General features: G+C 71.6%; 18 protein-coding genes. 4 read left to right on the top strand and 14 right to left on the bottom strand.

The features are described from left to right. Positions 1 to 31 precede the first annotated feature (31 nt). Positions 32 to 295, bottom strand: coding sequence for a GlsB/YeaQ/YmgE family stress response membrane protein (locus BSZ37_RS07110; RefSeq protein WP_095509882.1), 264 nt, complete (start codon positions 293 to 295; stop codon positions 32 to 34). A gap of 104 nt (positions 296 to 399) precedes the next feature. Here BSZ37_RS07110 and BSZ37_RS07105 point away from each other — a divergent pair, with 104 nt between their 5' ends. After that, complete coding sequence (locus BSZ37_RS07105) at positions 400 to 768, top strand: DoxX family protein (RefSeq protein ID WP_095509881.1); 369 nt, start codon at positions 400 to 402, stop codon at positions 766 to 768. A gap of 32 nt (positions 769 to 800) precedes the next feature. Here the strand turns inward: BSZ37_RS07105 and dinB are convergent, their stop codons facing one another. From dinB to BSZ37_RS07090, 3 genes are all read right to left on the bottom strand, one after another. Continuing rightward, the gene (dinB, locus tag BSZ37_RS07100; RefSeq protein WP_218830428.1) at positions 801 to 1,919 is read right to left on the bottom strand and encodes a DNA polymerase IV; all 1,119 of its coding nucleotides are present in this window, start codon (positions 1,917 to 1,919) and stop codon (positions 801 to 803) included. A gap of 169 nt (positions 1,920 to 2,088) precedes the next feature. Next, positions 2,089 to 2,361 (bottom strand): PLD nuclease N-terminal domain-containing protein, encoded by a 273-nt coding sequence (locus BSZ37_RS07095; protein WP_095509880.1) that lies wholly within the window; start codon positions 2,359 to 2,361, stop codon positions 2,089 to 2,091. Positions 2,362 to 2,403: 42 nt separating this feature from the next. Continuing rightward, complete coding sequence (locus BSZ37_RS07090) at positions 2,404 to 2,646, bottom strand: hypothetical protein (protein ID WP_095509879.1); 243 nt, start codon at positions 2,644 to 2,646, stop codon at positions 2,404 to 2,406. 181 nt (positions 2,647 to 2,827) lie between these two features. Between BSZ37_RS07090 and dusB the strand changes: the two genes are divergently transcribed. Next, positions 2,828 to 3,898, top strand: a complete 1,071-nt coding sequence (gene dusB / locus BSZ37_RS07085; RefSeq protein WP_095509878.1) for a tRNA dihydrouridine synthase DusB — start codon at positions 2,828 to 2,830, stop codon at positions 3,896 to 3,898. Positions 3,899 to 5,203: 1,305 nt separating this feature from the next. On the opposite strand, the gene BSZ37_RS21455 is transcribed toward dusB, so the two are convergent. Beyond that, positions 5,204 to 5,668 (bottom strand): hypothetical protein, encoded by a 465-nt coding sequence (locus BSZ37_RS21455; RefSeq protein ID WP_143537582.1) that lies wholly within the window; start codon positions 5,666 to 5,668, stop codon positions 5,204 to 5,206. 33 nt (positions 5,669 to 5,701) lie between these two features. Here BSZ37_RS21455 and BSZ37_RS21450 point away from each other — a divergent pair, with 33 nt between their 5' ends. Together BSZ37_RS21450 and BSZ37_RS07075 are read left to right on the top strand one after the other, a co-directional pair. Beyond that, a complete protein-coding gene (locus tag BSZ37_RS21450) occupies positions 5,702 to 7,405 on the top strand; it encodes a sensor histidine kinase (protein ID WP_179299509.1) in 1,704 nt (567 codons plus the stop codon). Positions 7,406 to 7,501: 96 nt separating this feature from the next. Next, positions 7,502 to 8,815: a metal-dependent hydrolase family protein gene (locus BSZ37_RS07075; RefSeq protein ID WP_095509876.1), complete on the top strand. Its 1,314-nt coding sequence runs from the start codon at positions 7,502 to 7,504 to the stop codon at positions 8,813 to 8,815. Between the two features lie 45 nt (positions 8,816 to 8,860). On the opposite strand, the gene BSZ37_RS07070 is transcribed toward BSZ37_RS07075, so the two are convergent. The 9 genes from BSZ37_RS07070 to BSZ37_RS07030 all read right to left on the bottom strand — a co-directional run bounded on the left by BSZ37_RS07070 (position 8,861) and on the right by BSZ37_RS07030 (position 18,961). Continuing rightward, positions 8,861 to 9,400 carry a hypothetical protein gene (locus BSZ37_RS07070; protein WP_095509875.1) on the bottom strand — a complete coding sequence of 180 codons (540 nt, stop codon included), beginning with the start codon at positions 9,398 to 9,400 and terminating at the stop codon, positions 8,861 to 8,863. Positions 9,401 to 9,498: 98 nt separating this feature from the next. Then, complete coding sequence (locus tag BSZ37_RS07065) at positions 9,499 to 10,950, bottom strand: M48 family metalloprotease (RefSeq protein ID WP_095509874.1); 1,452 nt, start codon at positions 10,948 to 10,950, stop codon at positions 9,499 to 9,501. Positions 10,951 to 11,079: 129 nt separating this feature from the next. Further along, complete coding sequence (locus BSZ37_RS07060) at positions 11,080 to 12,855, bottom strand: DUF445 domain-containing protein (RefSeq protein ID WP_095509873.1); 1,776 nt, start codon at positions 12,853 to 12,855, stop codon at positions 11,080 to 11,082. Positions 12,856 to 12,879: 24 nt separating this feature from the next. After that, positions 12,880 to 13,434: an HDIG domain-containing metalloprotein gene (locus BSZ37_RS07055; RefSeq protein WP_095509872.1), complete on the bottom strand. Its 555-nt coding sequence runs from the start codon at positions 13,432 to 13,434 to the stop codon at positions 12,880 to 12,882. Beyond that, positions 13,434 to 13,892 carry a nuclear transport factor 2 family protein gene (locus tag BSZ37_RS07050; protein WP_095509871.1) on the bottom strand — a complete coding sequence of 153 codons (459 nt, stop codon included), beginning with the start codon at positions 13,890 to 13,892 and terminating at the stop codon, positions 13,434 to 13,436. The genes BSZ37_RS07055 and BSZ37_RS07050 overlap by 1 nt, the downstream gene beginning before the upstream one ends. Before the next feature lie 187 nt (positions 13,893 to 14,079). Continuing rightward, complete coding sequence (locus tag BSZ37_RS07045; protein WP_095509870.1) at positions 14,080 to 16,113, bottom strand: alpha/beta hydrolase family protein; 2,034 nt, start codon at positions 16,111 to 16,113, stop codon at positions 14,080 to 14,082. Positions 16,114 to 16,223: 110 nt separating this feature from the next. Continuing rightward, the gene (locus tag BSZ37_RS07040; RefSeq protein WP_095509869.1) at positions 16,224 to 17,261 is read right to left on the bottom strand and encodes an MlaD family protein; all 1,038 of its coding nucleotides are present in this window, start codon (positions 17,259 to 17,261) and stop codon (positions 16,224 to 16,226) included. A 62-nt stretch (positions 17,262 to 17,323) separates the two neighbouring features. After that, a complete protein-coding gene (locus BSZ37_RS07035) occupies positions 17,324 to 18,079 on the bottom strand; it encodes an ABC transporter ATP-binding protein (RefSeq protein WP_095509868.1) in 756 nt (251 codons plus the stop codon). Positions 18,080 to 18,142: 63 nt separating this feature from the next. Then, positions 18,143 to 18,961 carry an MlaE family ABC transporter permease gene (locus tag BSZ37_RS07030; protein ID WP_095509867.1) on the bottom strand — a complete coding sequence of 273 codons (819 nt, stop codon included), beginning with the start codon at positions 18,959 to 18,961 and terminating at the stop codon, positions 18,143 to 18,145. Positions 18,962 to 19,090: the final 129 nt, after the last annotated feature.

Here is a 19,090-nt window from a genome sequence, read left to right as displayed (position 1 = left end):
CCGGGCCGCCCGCAGGCGGAAGGGAGAACGGCTACCGGGCAGCCGACTTCTCCTTGAACTTGTTTACGATCCAGAGCAGGACGACAGCGCCGAGCGTGGCTACGAGGATGCTCCAGATCAGCCCCCCGTCGTCGTCAAACGGCGTCAGGTACTCAACGATCAGCCCGCCGATGAGCGCTCCGACAATCCCGACGACGATGTTCATGCCGAGGCCCATGTCGGCTTTCATGATCTTCTCGGCCAGGAAACCGGCGACGGCACCGACGATGAGCCAAAAGATGAGTCCTCCGATCATGGTGGGATGGGGCGAGTGAGAGGACGCGCCTTACTGCGGGCCCAGCCGAAAGGTTCGCGACGGGCCACGCCCGGCGTTAACGTCCGGTCGCCCCCCGTGCCCTCATGACCGTCGTCCTCTGGATCCTGCAAGCCGTCCTCGCCGCCGTCTTCGTCGGCCTCGGGACGTTCAAGCTGATCAAGCCGAAGGAGGCGCTGCTCGGCCGGATGGGCGCGCTCGAGGGGTTCCGGCCGATCTCCATCAAGGCCATCGGGCTGAGCGAGGTGCTCGGCGCGCTCGGCCTCGTGGTCGCCCCGCTCGTCGGGTGGGGCGCGCTCGTGCCGTGGGCCGCGCTCGGGCTCGGCTCCGTCATGATCGCGGCGGCCATCGTCCACGGCGAGCGGGGCGAGTGGACGATGCTCCTGCCGACCGGCGCCCTGCTGGCGCTCTGCCTCGTCGTGATGTACGGCCGCAGCGCCGACATCCCGCTGTAGCACACGGGGCCCGGGCCGCGCGACGAGGGCGGCTAGGCCGCCACGTCCGGAGCGTCTGCGGCCCAGGGTCCGACGTCCACGTCCGGCACGGCGAACGGGAACGCCAGTTGGCGGCCGGCCTCGGCGGGCACGAGCCCCGAGACCGTGAGGCCGATGAGACGGCACGGCACGGCCGGCGGCGCGGGCCGGTGGAGGAGCGCCACGCCGACGCCGAGGAGGTCCGCCTCGGTGGCGACGGGCGCCAGGAGGGTCGCGCTCCGCTGCGTGATCTCGAAGGCCGCGCTCTTGAGCTTGAGCGTGACCGTCTTGCCCGCCAGTCCGTGGCGCGCGAGCCGCCGCGCGAGTTCCTCCGCGACCGGACCGAGGCGGGCCGTGAGCGCCTCCGCCCCCCGCTCGTCGCGCCGGAACGTCCGCTCGACGCCGACCGACTTCCGCACGCGATGGGGACGGACCGGCCGGTCGTCCTCGCACCGGACGACGCGCGCCAGCCAGCCGCCCGTCTTGCCGAGCGCCGCGCGGAGCTCGGCCTCGGAGCGCGCCCGGAGGTCGGCGCCGGTCTCGATGCCGAGCGCCCGGAGCCGCCGCGCCGTCGCCGGGCCGACGCCGTGGAAGTCCTCGACGGCGAGCGCCGCGATCACGGCCGGGGCGTCCGCTGGCGTGATCACGCGGAGCCCGTCGGGCTTGGCGAGCCCGGAGGCCGTCTTGGCGAGGAACTTCCCGAACGAGACGCCCGCGCTCGCCGGCAGCCCCGTCGTCTCGCGGATCTCGGCGCGGATGGCCTGGGCGATGAGCGTCCCCGAGGCGGGCCCCTCCAGGGGGTCGCTCACGTCGAGGTAGGCCTCGTCGAGTGAAAGCGGCTCGACGAGGTCGGTGTAGCGCGCGAACACGGCCCGGACCTCCTCGCTCACGGCCTTATACGCGTCGAACCGGGGGCGGACCATCACGAGGTCGGGGCACAGCCGCCGCGCGTGCGCCATCGGCATGGCGCTGCGGACGCCGAACGGCCGGGCCTCATAGCTGGCGGCGGCCACCACGCCCCGTCCACCGGTCCCGCCGACGGCCACGGGCCGCCCGCGCAGCGCGGGGTCGTCGCGCTGCTCGACCGACGCGTAGAACGCGTCCATGTCGACGTGGAGGATCTTGCGGGGCACGGGCCGGGGGGCGCCGCAGTCTACGCCCGGGTGGAGCGCTCCCAGGCTCGGGCACGCCCCCGCCCGCGTCGTGTCACCCCGCCTCGGCCCGCCCTGGCGCCGAGGCGAAACGACGACCGCCGCGCCGGAGCGAGTCCAGCGCGGCGGTCATGCGTGCAGTCTTGCAGGGCTACTCCTTCGGGCCCCAGATCCACCAGGCGATCAGGCCGACGAGGGGGAAGAAGAACACGATGGCGGCCCAGAGCAGCTTCGAGCCCGTGTCGGCGCGGCTGTTGGCGATCTTGACGAAGGCGACCACGATCAGGACCGCGTGGATCAGCCAGCAGACGCCGCCGTAGCCGCTGAACAGGAGGTTGAGGGCGTTGTCGCCGCTGCCGCACCCGGTGAGCAGCAGCACGAGGGCGCCGAGAGCGAGGACGGGGATGGATCGGAGACGGGCCATGGGGGCGGGGGGAAGAGCGAGGAGGGCCGAGGGGGCGCCGACCTAGCGCTGATTGTCGCGGACGACACGCTGGCCCCACACGAGGAAGACCAGCAGGCCCACGACGGGGACGCAGAACAGGGCGATGAGGAGGACCTTCGTGCCGAGGGCGAGGTAGGTCTTCCACGTCGCCAGGGCAGCGAGCAGCGCCAGGACCGCGTTGAGGACCGCGATGAGGGCCAGCAAGAGCGTCTTGGCGAGGCCCGCGAGGGTGGCCGCGAGGGTCGCAGCGAGGACGAGCGTCATGTTGTTCGGGAGGGAATCGGGCGCACTACGGCCCCGGGATTGCGAGTGTTGCGCGGCGTGCCGCAGAAGCACCGAGGCGGGCGGAGTCGGGGGACGGGAAGGAAGTCGGGTCCGCAGCCATCGTGCCGAAACCCGCGAATCCTGACAAACCGCGACGGAGCGGCCCCCGTAGGTTGCCCCCATGCGCATCGGCACGATCGACCTCGGCGACCGCCCGCTCCTCCTCGCCCCGATGGAGGACGTCTCGGACCCCCCCTTCCGCATCATCTGCAAGCGGTATGGGGCGGACATGCTGTACACCGAGTTCATCTCGTCCGGCGGGCTGACGTACGGCGCCGAGGGATCCGTCCAGAAGCTCGAGTTCTACGAGGAGGAGCGCCCGGTCGGCATCCAGATCTTCGGCGGCGAGGTCGACCAGGTCCGCGAGGCGGCCCGGATCGCCGACGCCCAGGAGCCCGACCTCATCGACATCAACTTCGGGTGCCCCGTCAAAAAGGTCGTCTGCAAAGACGGCGGGGCCGGCATCCTCCGCAATCTCGAAAAGATGGAGGCCATCACGGCCGCCGTCGTCCAGGAGGCGACGCGGCCCGTGACGGTCAAGACGCGGCTCGGCTGGAACGACGAGTCGATCCGCATCGAAGAGGTCGCGCGGATGCTGGAGGGCGTCGGCATCGCGGCCCTCGCGGTCCACGGGCGGACGCGGGCGCAGATGTACCGCGGAGACGCTCGTTGGGAGTGGTTCCCCAAGATCAAGGCGGCCCTCCGCGACATCCCGTTCATCGGCAACGGCGACGCGACTACGCCCGAGCGCGTCCGCGACATGTTCGACGAGACCGGCTGTGACGGCGTGATGATCGGGCGCGGGGCGATCGGCAACCCGTGGATCTTCCGCGACGCCCGGGCCTTGCTCGAGCACGGCGAGGTCCCGGACCCGCCGTCGTGGGAGGAACGCGTCGCGGTCGTGGCCGAGCACCTCACGCTGAAGTGCGCGTGGCTCGGGGAGCGGAAGGGCGTCCTCGAGATGCGGCGGATGTACGGCGGCTACTTCAAAGGCCACCGCGGCGCCAGCCAGCTCCGCGCGCTCCTGATGGAGCACCAGGATAAGGACGGCGTGCTGGAGGTCCTCCTCAACTGGAGCCCCGACGACGTGGAGACGGCGGTGCCCGTCGCGCGCGCCGTGAAGCCGGCGGCGATCCCGGCCAAGCTCCCGCGGAAGGCGCGCCTCCCCCAACCCGCCGAGCGCGCGGCGTGACGCCTCCGTGGGCAGCTCGCCGACCTCTCAACAATGAGGGCGCTGCGTCCGGAGGACCCAGCGCCCTGTCACTCTAGGCGACTCGGCGTTAGTCGAGGATATCGCCATTGGGACGGTTCGAGCCGCCGCCACCGCCGCCAGTGAAGAAGGAAAAGAGGGCCATGAGGAAGTCCATGGTGCAAGAGGGAGAGTGAGAGAAAGTGCCCGGGGGTTCCAGATATCACGTCATCACGTAACTCTAGAGATCCCAAGATCGGCAATATAGACTACCACCGTTACGCCGATACCGTATACATGGCGTCTCGTTCTCCATCGCGGGTCCTACTAGCCGCCGGCATCGTTGCCGTCGGGGCCGCTGTTGTAGCCGGCAGCGTCCAGCCTCGAGAGCGCCCCACCCCGCCACGTCACGGCGGCGGTATCGAGGCTGCGACACCCCCTCTGGTCCCTGCGGTGCTACCAGGCGAGGAGCGAGGCCGGCCTGTCTTTGTAGACCGATTTGGTCCGCTCGAGCATGGGGGCCACCGCCAGTCCTACGATCTGGCCCAGGCACAATCGGGCCTCGTCTATGTCGCCAACTCGGACGGAGTCCTGGAATACGATGGAGCAACGTGGCGCCTCATTGAGGTCCCGGGCTCCCGAGCCAGGACGCTGGCCGTCGGTCCAGACGGGGTCGTATACGTTGGCGGAGAAGGCACCGCAGGGCTCCTGGCTCCTGACTCCACCGGGCAACTGAGCTATCGAGAAACGGTCGGCTCAGACATGCTGGAGGGAGCGACGGTGTGGGAAGCGGTCGTGGACTCCGACGGCGTGGTGTTTCAAACGTTCGATTCGCTCATACGAATTCGAAGCGGCCGGCCCGTGCATGCCGTCCGAGTGGCTGAAGGACATCGCTTCCACAAGGCATTCGAGGCCGCCGGCCAGATCTACGTGCGGCTCGAAGGGACGGGCCTGCTGCGTCTCCAGGGCGACGAGCTCACTCTCGGCCCACATGGCGACACGTTTGCAGACCTTCCCATACGCGCCCTTTTCGATCTTGACGACCGCCCTGGAGGCCCCCTCCTCGCGGTAACGGATAGCGATCTCTACCGTCTCGACCCAGCCGCAGCGGCTCCATCTCTCGTTCCCTCGGCTGCCTCCGCCACGCTCCGCAGATCGCGGGCCTACCACGGGTGCGCGCTGGGTACGAACGAGGGGGCGGGGCACTTGCTCGCGATCACGACCCTCGGTGGCGGGGCTCTCGTCGTGGCGCCGGACGGGCAACTTGTAGACCGCCTGTCCGAATCGATCGGCCTGACGGCGGACGACCTAGTACTCGGCTGCGCCCTCGACTCCCAAGGCGGCCTCTGGCTCGCGCTGGCGGAAGGCATCGTCCGCGCAGACGTGGCGAGCCCCTTTTCCGTGTTCGACGAGGACTCGGGCCTCTTCGGCGTCACCTTCGACATGGAGCGTCACGGTAGCCGTCTCTACGTCGCTACAGACCGCGGACTCTATCGTCTCGCTCCGGACTCGCCTCAAGCGCCCGCCCGCTTCGAGCCCATCGCGTTCGATGGCCGGGATATCGGCCAATCGTGGAGCCTTCTGTCCACACCCTCTGGCCTGCTCGTAGCCAGCACGAACGGGCTCTTCGAAGTCCGCGGCACCGACGCTCGCCAAATCACGGACGCTCGCACGTACACGATGGCCCAGGTGGGCCGCGACGTCTACGTAGGACTCGCCTCGGGAGTCGATGTGTTTCGCGAGGGCAGGAGAGGCTGGGAGCGGGTCCGCCACCTTCCTGAGACCGAGGGAGAGGTACGCTCCATCTTGGCAGACGAGAGCGGCGGCGCCTGGGTCGCCGAGTGGGGAGGGGGACTAGCGTATGTGGAGCCGGGCGCAGACGTCGTCCGGATGTACGGCCCAGTACAGGGCGTCCCAGAGGATCTCAGCTTCGTGGCGATGACAGGGGACGCGCTGGTCTTGGTGACCCGCGACGACCTCTACCGCGTCACGTCCAACCATGGGGGCGTCGAGGTCGTCCGAGACACCGCCGCCGTCGAGTTGGTAGCGCCCGTTGTAGGTAGCGTTTCAGACGGGATCACGATGCTGACGGACTCAGTGGGCCGCCTGTGGGTCGCCGGTCGCCACCAGGTCCGAGCGCTCGTCCAACACGGAGACGAATGGGCCGACGTGACGCCGGCCCCACTCCGACACCTTCCGGACGTCACAGCAATCGAAGCCGACAGCGGCGGGACCATCTGGGTGGCCGCAGGCGGAGACCTGTATCGCCTGGAAGCCAGCGCGCACGATCGGTACGAAGCCCTCGTCCCCACCCTCGTCCGCTCCGTCACCGCGAATGGCGAGCCCGTCCCCCTGGCCGACGCCGTCGCCGTTCCGTATGGCCGGTCGTTGCGGCTCCAGTTTGTCGCCGCGGCCTACAACAACTCCGAGGAGACGGAGTATCGGACCCAACTCATCGGCCATGACGTGGCCCGGAGCAGGTGGAGCCGCGAGCGGTACCGCGATTACACGAACCTGCCCCCCGGGGAGTACGTGTTCCGCGTCGAGGGCCGGACAGCACAGGGGGTCCCAACCGGCCCTGCTTCGATCGGGCTGACGATCCCAGCACCCTGGTACCTCACGCCCTGGGCCCGGCTGTTGTACGCGGTCGGCGTCCTCGGCATCATCGGCGGCGTGGCCCACGTCGCGAGCCGGCACCAGCGCCGGCGGGCCGATGCCGAGCGCGTCCGGGCGGACGAACTCGACCGGCTCAACGCCGAGCTCCGCCGGGTCGACAAGCTCAAGGACGACATGCTCGCCAACACGAGCCACGAGTTGCGGACGCCGCTGACGGCCATCCTCGGGTTCTCGGAGATGCTCGTGGAGAACGACGACCCGAAGGTCCGGTCGCTGGCCCGCCACGTCCTGAGCGGGGGGCACCGGCTCCTCTCTACCGTCAACGCCCTCCTAGAGATCGCCCAGCTCCGTGCCGGGCGCACGGTCCTCCACCCGGTCTCGACCGACGCCGCGGCGCTCGCCCGGCAAGTGGCTAACGAGCTCGAGCCCCTCGCCGCGCGGAAGGGACTCGCGCTGGCCGTTGTGCCGTCAGGACTCGCCGTGGCGGCCCGGCTCGACCCGGACGCGTTCGTCCGGATCCTGACGAACCTGATCGGGAACGCCATCAAGTTCACCAGCACGGGCGCCGTCACCGTGTCGGTCGACGGCGTCGGGGTGGACCTGCAGGTCAGCGTCCGCGACACCGGGCGCGGAATCGACCCGGCATTCCTCCCCCGGCTGTTCGACGACTTCGAGCAGGCCTCGACGGGGTACGGCCGAGCCGCCGAAGGGAACGGGCTCGGGCTCGCGATCACCCGCCGGCTCGTGGACCTGATGGGCGGCGAGATCGACGTCGAGAGCGAGGTCGGCGTCGGGACCACGTTCCGCGTCACGATCCCGGGCACCGTCGAGACGGCGCTCGGCGCCAAGGCGCCGGTGGCCGACCGCACCCCTGCGGAAGTGGTGGGCGCGTAAGCGACGAACGCAGGCCTCCTGACTGGGCCCACCTCGGTGCCGAGGCGGAGAGGGCGAGGGTCAGTGGTAGACTCCGGGCCCTCCCCCACCCCGCCCATGCGCCTCGCCCTCGTCCTGCTGGCCGCCCTCGCCGCCAGCGCCCCCGCCCTCGCCCAGCGGACCGTCGTCCACTGCGGCACGCTCCTCGACCCCGCGACCTCGATGGAGCCGATGTCTGAACGGACCGTCGTGATCGAGGACGGCGTCGTGCGCGAGGTCGTCGCCGGGTACACCGAACCAGGCACCGAGGCGGTCGACCTCCGCGACGCGACGTGCATGCCGGGCCTCATCGACAGCCACACGCACCTGACGGGCGAGAGCCGGAAGGACGGCTACATCGACGCCTTCCGGCTGACGGCGGCCGACCGCGTCCTCCAGGCGACGCAGTACGCCCGCTCCACGTTGATGGCCGGGTTCACGACCGTCCGCGACGTCGGCGGCAGCGAGGGGGCCGACTACGCGCTCCGCGATGCCATCAACCACGGGGACCTCGACGGCCCGCGGATGTTCGTCGCCGGCAAGAGCCTCTCGATCCCGGGCGGCCACGCCGACCCGACCAACTCGTACCGGGAGGACATCGTCGGCGTCCCGGACGAGACGCGCGGCGTGGTCTCGGGACCCGAGTCGGCGCGGGAGGGCGTCCGCATCGCGATCCGCCGCGGGTCCGACCTCATCAAGTTCACCGCCACCGGCGGCGTGCTCTCGCTCCAGGGCGACGGCTCGGGCGCGCACTTCGGAGAGGACGAGATGCGGGCCATCGTCGCGACCGCGCGCGAACGTGGGCTCACGGTCGCGGCCCACGCCCACGGCGACGAGGGGATGCAGCGGGCCGTCCGCGCCGGCGTCTCGTCCATCGAGCACGGCACCTACATGTCCGACGAGACGATGCGGATGATGCGCGAGGCCGGCGTCTACCTCGTCCCGACCATCACCGCCGGCAAGTCCGTCGCCGACTCGGCGCGGATCGAGGGGTACTACACGCCGGTCGTCACGCGGAAGTCGCTCGAGGTCGGGCCGCGGATCCAGGACACGTTCCGCCGCGCCTACGAGGCCGGCGTGCCGATCGCGTTCGGGACCGACGCCGGCGTCTTCCGCCACGGCCGGAACGCCCGTGAGTTCGTCTACATGGAAGAGGTCGGCGTGCCGTTCATGGACGCCCTCCGGTTCGCGACGGTCAACGCGGCCGACCTGCTGGACCAGGAGGGCCGCCTCGGCTGCCTCGCGGCCGGGTGCACGGCCGACCTCGTGGCCGTCTCCGGCGACCCGCTCCAGAGCGCCGCGGCGATGCTCGACGTGGCCTTCGTGATGAAGGACGGCCGCGTGGTCAAGCGCGAGGGCCAGTTCGTCCCGCTGCCGGCACGGCCGGAATGAACCGGACCGTGGGGGCGACTCGGCGAGTCGCCCCCGCCCGATGGATCAGCGGCCCCGCGCCGCCAAGCGGGCGCGGCGCGCCGCGAGGGTCTCGCGCTCGTAACGGAGGTCGGACCGCCGCTCGGCGAGCTGCTGCCCCCACCCGGCCGACTCGCGGACGCGGCCGGCGTGGTCGCGGTAGCCCGCGTTGAGGTCGGCGTTCCACTCGTCGAGCATCCGGGCCTCGCCCTCCAGGCGCTTGGCCTCGTCGAGGAGGGCGTACCGAGCGTCGTCGTAAGCCCGACGGGCCCGGGCGTCGCCGCCGTAGCGGAGGAGGTCCTCGTACATGGCCTCGACGCGGCCGGCCTCGATCTGGTAGCGCCGCCGGTCCGCCTCGAAGTCGCGGATGGCGTCCTGGAACGCCTCGCGGTCGGCGTCGAGGTCGCGCTCGTCGGCCCGGACGTGCGAGAGGTCGGTCTGGATCGTGGCCAGCTCCGCGTTGAGGCGGGCGATCTCGCGGTCGAGGATGGCGATCTGCCGGTCGAGGCTGGCGGGCTGGGCGACGGCGGCGGCCGCCATCAGGAACAGGAGAGGGAACGCGCGCATGACGTCGGGGGCGTGTGGACGGCTCCAACGCGCACGCGCGCCGTCCGGTCCGGGCCGCCTCGGCCTCTCCCCGGGTGGGGTCGCCGAGGCGAGGGGAGCTACTGGCGGAAGAAGGCCGCGCCGTAGTAGCAGATGTCCGTGGCGCACTCGTACATCACGACCTCGGCCGTGTAGCGCCCGGGGCCCGGGACCTCGACGATCGGGACCGCGTCCTCGAGCTCGTCGCTGTCGACGAGGTCGCCGTCTGCGTCGTAGAGCAGGAGGTCGACGTCGGAGCAGTCTTGGTCACAGACGCCGACGACCTCACCCGGACCGCCGGCCTCGAACTCGAACCGGCGCGTCTCATTCGCCCCGACCGTCCCGACCTGGTCCGTCCCGGCCTGGCGCATCCCGCGCGAGCCGTACTGCTGGCGGGCGACGCCCAGCCCGTTCGTGACGTGCTCGACGTAGCTGTTCGACTGGCTCCCGCCGTCGTTGCCGAACCGGTCGGTCCCGCCGGCCCGCCGGGCCCACGCGCCGATGCCGATGTAGCAGAACGACGTCTCGCACTCGTACATCAGCCCCTCCAGCGCGTACTGGCCCGTCTTGGTCGGGATGACCGAGACCATCGGGATGTCGTCGGCGAGCTGGTCGCTGTCGACGAGCTCGCCCGACGGGTCGTAGAGGAAGAGGTCGACGTCGGTGCAGTCGTTGTCGCACGAGGCCATGAGCTGGTACTCGACGCCGGCCTCCAGGTCGATCGTGAACCGCTCGCGCGCGTTCGCGTCGATCCGCGCGACGTGGGCCTCGACGGTCCGGGTGTAGCCCTGGCGCTCGAACGCCCGGTGCGCGGAGTCGAGCTGGTAGCGGACCTGGCCCTCGTAGTCGGTCTCGCCTGGGACGTCGGAGGAGGTCGTCGGGACCGGCGGCGGATCGGCCTGGCGCGGCGTTTCGCCGGACGCGTCGGACGGGGGCGCGCTCGGAGCCGCGCCCGAGAGCGTCTCCGAGTCGATGTAGCCGTTCGTGATGGCCGCCAGCCGGGCGCTCCGCGGCGGGTGCGTGTCGGACCCCTCTTCGCTGGCGATCGCCCGCATGGCGCGCGTGGCGTCCTCGAGCGTGGCCCCCATCCGCTGGAGGACGAAGCCCGAGAACTGGTCGGCCTCGAGTTCGATGGGCGGGCGCGAGCCGCCGGCCAGGAGCGTGTGGCCCTGGAGGTGGTGGCCGAGCTCGTGGGCCAGGATCGAGACCTGCGACCAGTCCGAGGCCGTCCGCTCGGAGACGGCCCGCATGAACTCCTGGTTGTAGAGGATGAGCCGCTGGCCCGAGTCGCCGTCAATGACGGCCGCCGCGTTCGGCACGTTGGCCGCGCGGATGATGAAGTTGGGCCGGAGGCCCGTGTATCGCGTCACCTCGCGGACGGCCGCCTCGGCGTCGTCGTCGGAGTCGAACCCGTAGACCGTGTCGTCCATCTCGTTCCCCTCGAAGCTGCAGTAGCCACCGATCGTGATCGGGGCCTGCGCGAAGGCGGGCGCAGCGAGGAGGACGAGGAGCGCGAGAACGAGGCGGGGCATGCGAGCACGGGGAGAGTCCGCCCCACGATACGCCGGAGCACGGGATGGGCGGATCCCCTACGGAGGGGAGATCCGCCCATCCCGCCTCGGTGTAGCTCCAGGACGCCTCGGGACCGGCCCGAGGCGGACCTACTCGCGCGACCGCCGCGCGCGGACCAGCGCCTCGTCGATCCCCCACAGCGCGAGCCCGATCGTCACGAACAGGACGAGCGCCCCGAGCGGCTGCCAGATCACGAACCCGCCGAACACGCCGAGGATGGCTCCGAGGTACTTGATGTAGTTGAGCTGCTCGTTCGAGGTCGACTTGAGGAGCCCCTCGAGCTGGCCCTCGTCGAACTGGCGCGCGCGCTCCGAGATCATCGTCCGCACGTCGAAGCCCTCGACGAACGAGAGGACGGCGCTGGTCGCGGCCTCCTCGATCTCGTCGGCCCGGGCCTCGACCTTCGCGGGCACGGCGTCGAGCGCCGCGTCGATCCGGTCGAGGAGCGGCGAGACGGCACCGGGGAGTTCGTCGAGCGCCCGGTCGATCCGCCGCTGGAAGTCGTCCTCGGCGAACGTCCGGTAGAGCCGGAGCGCGACGCCGCCGAGGCCGCCGCCGGCCTGCTGCTCCACCTTCTCGACGGCCAGCCGGGCCACCTCTCGCCGCACGGGCTCGGAGCCCAGCACCTCCTGCGCGTAGTCCTGCGCGAGCGTCTTGAGGTCGGCCCGGAAGCCGGGGTCCTCCACCACGCCGCGGACGACGCCGAGCGCGAGATCGCGGTACCGCCCGATCACCCCGCTGTCCTTGATCTTCTGCTTGATGATGTCGGCGTTGATGAGCTCGCGGCTGATGGCCTCGCTCAGCCGGTAGATCACGCGCTCGCGCTGAGCCGGGATGAGGCCCTGCGGGATGATGGCCCGCTTCTCGCGCGGCTGGAACAGCATCGTGATGGCCAGCCAGTTCGTCCCGAACCCGATGAGGCCGCTCACGGTCAGGACCTTGAGGAGCCCGTCGAGCGCGAACGTCTCTCCGAAGAGCACGACGGCCTGCCCGTCGAAGTCCCACCAGAAGCTGACGGCGAAGAGCGCCGCCAGGACCCACGGGATCACCTGAAGGAACGGGATGAGCTGGCCCACGCGGCCCACCATCCGCGGCGGCCCGGCATCGGGGACGACCGCCTTCGCGGGCGGCTCGGGCACGTGCGCCTTCCCGTGCTTCACCACGAGTTGGACGAGCTCGCGGCCCCGGCCGCGTGTCGCCTCGCGAGCCGACTCGACGACCTCGCGGCCGGACACGGGCGGCCGGTCCGCCACGGGGACGGGGAGCGCGGCGGCCGGGTCGCTGGGCTCCTCCGGCGGCGTCGGCCCCTCAGGCTCGTCGCCCGGCTCCGTCGTCGGTGGCTCGCCGGGCGCGGCGGGAGGAGCCGGCTCGGGCGCGCGCGGCGTCTCGGGATCGGTGTCGGGCTCGGACGGAGCAGGCTCGGGCTCCGGCTCGGCGTTCGGCACGTCGGCGGCGTCGGCCTCCGGCTCGGGCGCTTCCTCCCCCGCCTCGGGCTCGCCGTCGGCCGGGTCAACGGGGGGGCCGTCGGCCCGGAGCGGCGGCGGAGGCGGCGCGTCGGCGAGCTCCGGGCCGGTCGGCGTGTCGACCGAGGCGGACGGGGCGTCGTCGCCAAGCCAGTCGTAGTCGACGTCGTCGGGGGCCTCGCGCGACGCGCGAGCCGGCCCCGCCGGCTCCTCACTCTCCTCGGCGTCGGTCAGCGGCGGCGGGTCGGGGGGGCTGAGCGGGTCGTCGCCGTCGCCCGCGGTGGAAGCGGTGTCGTCCTCGCCGAGGGCCTCGGCGAAGTTGGCGTCCTCGACGGAGTCGATGTCGAGGAGGCCGGGGACGGGAACGATGCGGCGGGGGCCGGAGGAGCGGTCGTCGGGCACAGCGAGACGGGGGGATCGGGGGTCCTACGCGAAACCGAGCCGCGAAGCTTCCTTCGCCATCCCATCGATCACGATTTGGATCAGCTCTCCCAAGTCGAGGCCCAGTTCCTCGGCCCCCTGCTGGATGTCCTCGCGGGAGACGGCGGCCGCGAACCGCTTGTCCTTCAGCTTCTTCTTGACGGAGTTGACCGTCATCCCGTCGAGCCCCGTCGGGCGGACGTGGGCGACGGCCGTCACGAACCCCGCCAGTTCGTCGACGGCGAAGAGGGCCTTCGCCAGGTCGGTCTCACGCGGGACGCCGAGGTACGGGGCATGGCCGAGGATCGCGGTCCGGATCTCCTCGGGGTACCCGAGCCGCTCCAGCTCCGCGACGCCCACGGTCGGGTGCTCGTCGAGCGACGGGTGTTTTTCGTAGTCGAGGTCGTGGAGGAGGCCGGCCATCCGCCACGCCTCGACGTCGCCGCCGCGCCGGCGGGCCATCTCGGCCATGGCCACCTCGACGGCGTAGCCGTGGCGGCGGAGGCTGTCGGTCTCGGTCCACTCGTGGAAGAGGGCGAGCGCGTCGTCGTACGTCGGCATCAGTCGGGAAGGCGGGTGAGGTGGGTGAGGTGGGACGCGACGACCTGCCAGCGGCCGTCGCGCCAGAGCCAGGTGTCGGTGTACCGCGCGCGCCGCGCGCCGTTCGGGCCCTCGTTCACGTACACGCCCCGGAGGACTGCCACGTCGCCGTAGAGGCGGACTGTCGTGTCCTCGGTGTATTGGCTCGTGGCCGGGTCGTCGGGCGTGCCGGGCGAGAGAAACGCGATCGTCCCGGCCTTGTCGACGACGGCGCCGGTCGGGTAGACGATCTCGAACTCGTCGCCGACGATTCGGCGCATGGCCTCGACGTCGTGGTCGTCGTAGGCGTCGAGCCAAGCGCGCTCGGCGGCGCGGAGCTCGGCCTCGGCGTTCGGCCTCGGCGCGGGTCGGTCGGCCTCGGCGCCGAGGCGGGCGCAGCCGGCGAGGAGGAGGAGCGACGAGAGGGCGAGAGCACGCATGACAGATGGGGAAGGCAGAAGCCCGCACCCGTGTCCTCCTGAGCGGAGGGCGGAGCCCGGAGTCGAAGGGTCTCTGGCGAGCACCACGGTGAGTCAGCGCTCTCGGCGTCAGCGCGAGACCGGGTCGCACCATAGATCCTTCGACTCGCTCCGGTCGCTCAGGATGACACGGGGGGACGACGGACGATCACTCGGCGGCGGCCAGCGCGGGGCCGCCGTAGCGCTCGAACCACGCCAGGATGTAGCCGACCTTCCGCATGAGCCCGCTCGGCCGGCTCGCGATCCCATGCGACGCGCCGGGCACCCGGACGAACGCGCTCGGGACGCCCTCCAGCCGGAGCGCCTGGTAGTACTGCTCCGACTCCGAGACCGGCGTCCGGACGTCCTCCTCACCCACCAGCACCATCGTCGGCGTCGTCACCTTCCCGACGTGCGCGAGCGGCGAGCGTTTCCAGTAGGCGTCCGGGTCCTCCCACGGGAGCCTGTCGAACCAGTACTTGGCGCCGAAGACGTACGAGTCGGCCGTGAGCAGCCAGCTCGTCCAGTTGATGACGGGCTTGGCGACGACGGCCGCGGCGAAGCGGTCGGTGTGCCCCACGATCCACGCCGTGAGGACGCCGCCGCCCGAGCCGCCCGTGACGTAGAGCCGGTCGGGGTCGACGTAGCCGAGGTCGAGCGCGGCGTCGACCGAGCTCATGAGGTCGTCGTAGTCCTGGCCCGGGTAGGCCCGGTCGATGAGGTTGCCGAAGGCCTCGCCGTAGCTCGTCGAGCCGCGCGGGTTCGTGTAGAGGACGACGTAGCCGGCGGCGGCGTAGAGCTGGGCCTCCATCGAGAACCGCGGGCCGTAGTTGGCGAACGGCCCGCCGTGGATCTCCAGGACGAGGGGGTACCGGCGGTTCCGGTCGAAGCCGGGCGGCCGGACCACCCACCCGTGGACGCGCCGCCCGTCGGCCGACGACTCGGCCCAGATCTCCTCGACCTCGCCGAGGGTCCGCTGCTGGAAGAGGTCGCCGTTGAGGTCGGTGAGGCGGCGGAGCCCGCCGCCGTCGATGTCGACCACGGCCACGTCGGCCGGGTGGTCGGGCGCCGTGAGCGTGAACGCCACGCGCCCGCCGCCGACGGAGAACGAGCCGCCGCCGTAGGGCCGACCGATCGACGTCCCGCCGAGGTTCTCGGCCAGTTGGCGGAGCTCGCCGCGGTCGGTCACGACGGCCAGCCGCGTCGTGCCCTGGTCGTCGTAGGCGACCACGATCTCGTCGTCGGCCCACGCCGGGTCCTGGAGGTCGCGGTCGAGCGCGGGCAGGACCCGCTCCGCGGCCTCGCCGTCGCGGACGTAGAGGTTCGTGAGCTGGTAGCCGAGGCGCCGGTCGTCGGAGCCGAGGTAGGCGATCGTGCCGTCGGGGCCGATGGCCGGGGAGGCGTCCGCCCCACGCCGGTCGGTCAAGACCGTCATCGTGCCCGTCGCCACGTCGACGCGGTAGAGCTCGGAGTCGCCGGGGTCGAGGTCGGCGTCCTCGCGGCGGTCGCTGGAGACGACGAGGGCGCGGCCGTCGGGCGTCCAGGCCGGCGTCCCGTCGACGTCGTGCGGGCCGACCGTGAGCTGGCGCGGCGTGCCGCCCTCCGCCGAGACCACGAACAGCTGGCGGTGACCGGGCTCGACGTAGCCGCCGCCGTCGCGGCGGTAGATCGTCGTCTCGATGACGCGCGGCGCCGCGGCCCACTCAGCGCCCTCGGGCGGGCCGGGCAGCGACGCGAGCGGCTCCGCCTGGCCTTCGACGAAGCGCGTGAACGCGATCTGCGTCCCGTCCGGCGACCACGCGATCCCGCCCGGCGCCGACGGCAGGCGGGCCACCGGGACCGTCGCGCCGGTCTCGAGGTAGCGGATCATGAGGTGCCGCCGGTCCTCGCCCTCGTCGCGCGCGAGGTAGGCGACGCGGAGGCCGTCCGGCGCCCACCGCGGCGAGGCCGCGTCGACGCCCGTCACGAGCGGCTGGTGGCCCGAGCCGTCGGCGTGGATGGTCCAGAGGTCGCCGCGGACCCGGTCGGTCCGGACGTCGAGCCGGTTCCGGCGGTAGACGACGGTCTCGCCGTCGGGCGCGATCTGGGGGTCCGAGGCGTACTCGAGCTCGAACACGTCCATGAGCCCGAGCGGCGGACGCTCTTGAGCAGACGCGGCGCTGGCGACGACGACCAGCAGGACGAGGAGGGAACGGAGGGACATGCGGACGATCGGGGGGTGGCCCCGAATGGTACCGCCGCCGCTCGGCCGTCCCCACTCGCCTTCCCCGCCTCGGCACCGAGGCGGGCGGAGCCAGGAGGCGGCCCTCCGCCCTAAAACACCCGGACGACGCCGTCGAGCTCGCCGAGGTAGCGGCCGGGCTCGGCCTGGAGGTCCTGGAGGATCTGCTGGAGCGCCGCCGCCGCCGCGTTCGCGTTGTAGTACAGCGACGGGTCGTTGAGCAGGAGCCCGAGCGTCCCGTTGGGCGAGTTGAGCGTCGAGTCGAGGTCGGCCGAGAGCGAGGCGAGGTTCTGGGTCAAGACGCGGAGCTCGACGAGCTGGGCGTCGGCCCGGCGGAGCGCCGACGACAGGTTGTTGACCGCGGCCGTGACCGAATCCGAGTTCGCCTCGGCGAGGCTCCGGACGGTCCCCGACGTCGCCACGAGGTCGTTGCCGACAACGACCGACACGTCCTCGACGTTGCGCCCGACGCGGTCCGAGACGGCGCTCGCGTTGGCCGCCGCCTGCTCCAGCGAGCCGATCGTCCGGTCGATCCGGTCGCGCTCGTCGATGATGAGCTGGGTCGCGCCCTGCGTCAGGAACCGGAGCTGTGAGAGGACGGCCTCGATGTCGCCGCCCGAGTTCTGGAGGATCTCGTCGAGCGTCGTGAACGTGTTGACGGCCCCGATCAGCGCCGTGTCGGCCCGGGCCGTGAGCGAGTTCGACTCGCCCGCGATGAGGTCGAAGATGTCGGGCGTCGAGACGGCCCGGAGCGTGTCGCCGGCCACGAGCGGGCGCCCCGCGTCGGCCCCGGCCGGCGGCGTGATCTCGACGTTGACCTCGCCGAGCGCGCTCAGCCCGGCCGTCTGGATCGTCGACCCGCGCGGGATCTCGACGCCGCCGTTGATGGACAGCGTCACGAACACCTCGCGCGCGTTCGGCCCCAGCTCCACGTCCTGCACGTCGCCCACGCGGACGCCGTTGAGCCGCACGATGGCCCCCGGCGTCAGCCCCTGCGCGTCGTCGAACACGGCCACGACCTCGTAGCCGCCCCCGAAGAGCGACTGCCCGGACAGGAACCGGACGCCGAAGAAGATGGCCACGGCCGACAGCAGGACCGCCAGGCCGACTTTGATCTCGTTGGTGAGCATAGGGGGTGGGTCGGGGGGCGCAGAACGCAGGACGGCCCCACGCTCCACGGACTACTCGCTGGTTACGCGGTCTCGGACGGGACGCCGATCTTGTACTCGTTGGCCCGGACGAAGGCCAGGAGCGTCTCGCTCTCGGCCCGGTGGAGGTCGTCGACGGTGCCGGTCCACGGGATGGTCCCCTCGTGGACGAACGCGATCCGGTCGGCGATGGACAGGACCGAGTGCATGTCGTGCGTCACGACGACGCTCGTCGTGCCCATCGTCGTGCCGAGGCGGTGGATGAGCTCGTCGATCGTGTTCGAGGTCTCGGGGTCGAGGCCCGAGGTCGGCTCGTCGTAGAGGATGTACTTGGGCTCGATGGCGATGGCGCGGGCGAGGGCCACGCGCTTCTGCTGGCCGCCCGAGAGCTCGGCCGGCTTCTTCGGGCCGGCGTCCGGGAGCTCGACCAGTTCGAGGCACTCGTCGGCCCGCTGGCGGATCTCCTTCGGCGAGAGCTCGGTGAACGTCCGGAGCGGGAACTCGACGTTGTCGCGGGCCGACATCGAGTCGAACAGGGCGCCACCCTGGAACAGCACGCCGAACTTCCGCCGGACCTGCCGGAGCTCCGAGTAGGTCAGCTCGTCGAGCGGCGCGCCGTCGACGATCACGCGGCCCGCGTCCGGCTCCAGGAGCCCCACGATGTGGCGCATCAGCACGCTTTTGCCTGATCCCGACCGCCCGATGATGCACGTGACCTCGCCCTCCGGCACGTCGAGGTCGACGTTCCGCAGCACGGCGTTGCCGCCGAAGCTTTTGGACAGGTCGCGGATCTGGATCACGGGGAGAGCTCGGGGTTCAGAGGTCGGGGGTCGGAGACGGAGTGGGACGGCTGGGCTCCGACCTCACAACAGGATCGCGGCGCAGAGGTAATCGGAGAAGAGGACCCAGACGCAGCCGAGCACGGCGGCCCGGGTCGTCGCCTTGCCCACGCCCTCGGCCCCGCCCTCGGCGTTGTAGCCCGTGTAGCAGGCGATGCTCGTGATGACGAACCCGAACACGAGCGACTTCACGAGGCCGAAGAACACGTCGTACGGGCGGAAGAACAGGCGCGCGCCCTCCCAGAAGGTCTGGATCGTCAGCACGCCCGACAGCTCGGCCACGGCGCCGCCCGTCGCCATGCCGACCGTCGCGGCCACGACGTAGAGCACGGGGAACATGAGCACGCCCGCCAGCACGCGCGGGACGACGAGGAAGCTCCGGGAATTGAGCCCCATCGCCTCCAGGGCGTCGATCTGCTCCTTGACGCGCATCGTCCCCAGCTCCGCCGCGATCCTCGCGCCGACGCGGCCGCACAGCACGAACGCCGTCACGAGCGTGCCCAGCTCGAGGAGGATCGACTGCTCGGCGAACGTCCCGACGATCGACAGCGGCAGGAGCGGGTTCTCGAGCTGGTAGATCGCCTGGACCACGACGACGCCGCCCGAGAACGCCGTCGCCAGCGACACGATGGGGATCGAGTCGATGCCGACCTGGACCATCTGGGTCGCCAGGTTGCGGGCGTAGAGCGACGGCCGGAGGTCGCGCGGGAGGTTGAACGCCTCAGCGATGAGGACGCAGTACGCGCCGAACCCGTGGAGCAGCCCGCCGGGGACGCGCCAGAGCGGGGCGAACCCGGCGCGGACGCGCGCGGCGAGGGAGGCGTCGCTCGGGGGGACTTCCATGTGACGGACGGGTGGCAGCGGCCGGGGCGATCTTCCAGATCCGGCCGGGGCGGGCCTCGCGAGGCTCCGCCTCGGGCAAGCTACGGGCCTCCCGGGACGCCCGACGTCCGCCCACCGTTTCTCCATCCC

Source organism: Rubrivirga marina, assembly GCF_002283365.1.
GTDB classification, from domain to species: Bacteria; Bacteroidota; Rhodothermia; order Rhodothermales; family Rubricoccaceae; genus Rubrivirga; species Rubrivirga marina.
The sequence above is the reverse complement of the archived record's forward strand: the minus strand, read 5'-3'. Positions and strand labels throughout refer to the sequence as shown.

What these genes read in the sequence shown, in the direction of transcription:
- BSZ37_RS07030 (WP_095509867.1), bottom strand. Translation starts at nt 18,961, where the DNA reads ATGGAAGTCCCCCCGAGCGACGCCTCCCTCGCCGCGCGCGTCCGCGCC.
- BSZ37_RS07065 (WP_095509874.1), bottom strand. Translation starts at nt 10,950, where the DNA reads ATGCCCCGCCTCGTTCTCGCGCTCCTCGTCCTCCTCGCTGCGCCCGCC.
- BSZ37_RS07095 (WP_095509880.1), bottom strand. Translation starts at nt 2,361, where the DNA reads ATGGCCCGTCTCCGATCCATCCCCGTCCTCGCTCTCGGCGCCCTCGTG.
- BSZ37_RS07050 (WP_095509871.1), bottom strand. Translation starts at nt 13,892, where the DNA reads ATGCGTGCTCTCGCCCTCTCGTCGCTCCTCCTCCTCGCCGGCTGCGCC.
- dusB (WP_095509878.1), top strand. Translation starts at nt 2,828, where the DNA reads ATGCGCATCGGCACGATCGACCTCGGCGACCGCCCGCTCCTCCTCGCC.
- BSZ37_RS07040 (WP_095509869.1), bottom strand. Translation starts at nt 17,261, where the DNA reads ATGCTCACCAACGAGATCAAAGTCGGCCTGGCGGTCCTGCTGTCGGCC.
- BSZ37_RS07045 (WP_095509870.1), bottom strand. Translation starts at nt 16,113, where the DNA reads ATGTCCCTCCGTTCCCTCCTCGTCCTGCTGGTCGTCGTCGCCAGCGCC.
- BSZ37_RS07075 (WP_095509876.1), top strand. Translation starts at nt 7,502, where the DNA reads ATGCGCCTCGCCCTCGTCCTGCTGGCCGCCCTCGCCGCCAGCGCCCCC.
- BSZ37_RS07055 (WP_095509872.1), bottom strand. Translation starts at nt 13,434, where the DNA reads ATGCCGACGTACGACGACGCGCTCGCCCTCTTCCACGAGTGGACCGAG.
- BSZ37_RS07070 (WP_095509875.1), bottom strand. Translation starts at nt 9,400, where the DNA reads ATGCGCGCGTTCCCTCTCCTGTTCCTGATGGCGGCCGCCGCCGTCGCC.
- BSZ37_RS07110 (WP_095509882.1), bottom strand. Translation starts at nt 295, where the DNA reads ATGATCGGAGGACTCATCTTTTGGCTCATCGTCGGTGCCGTCGCCGGT.
- BSZ37_RS07105 (WP_095509881.1), top strand. Translation starts at nt 400, where the DNA reads ATGACCGTCGTCCTCTGGATCCTGCAAGCCGTCCTCGCCGCCGTCTTC.
- BSZ37_RS07090 (WP_095509879.1), bottom strand. Translation starts at nt 2,646, where the DNA reads ATGACGCTCGTCCTCGCTGCGACCCTCGCGGCCACCCTCGCGGGCCTC.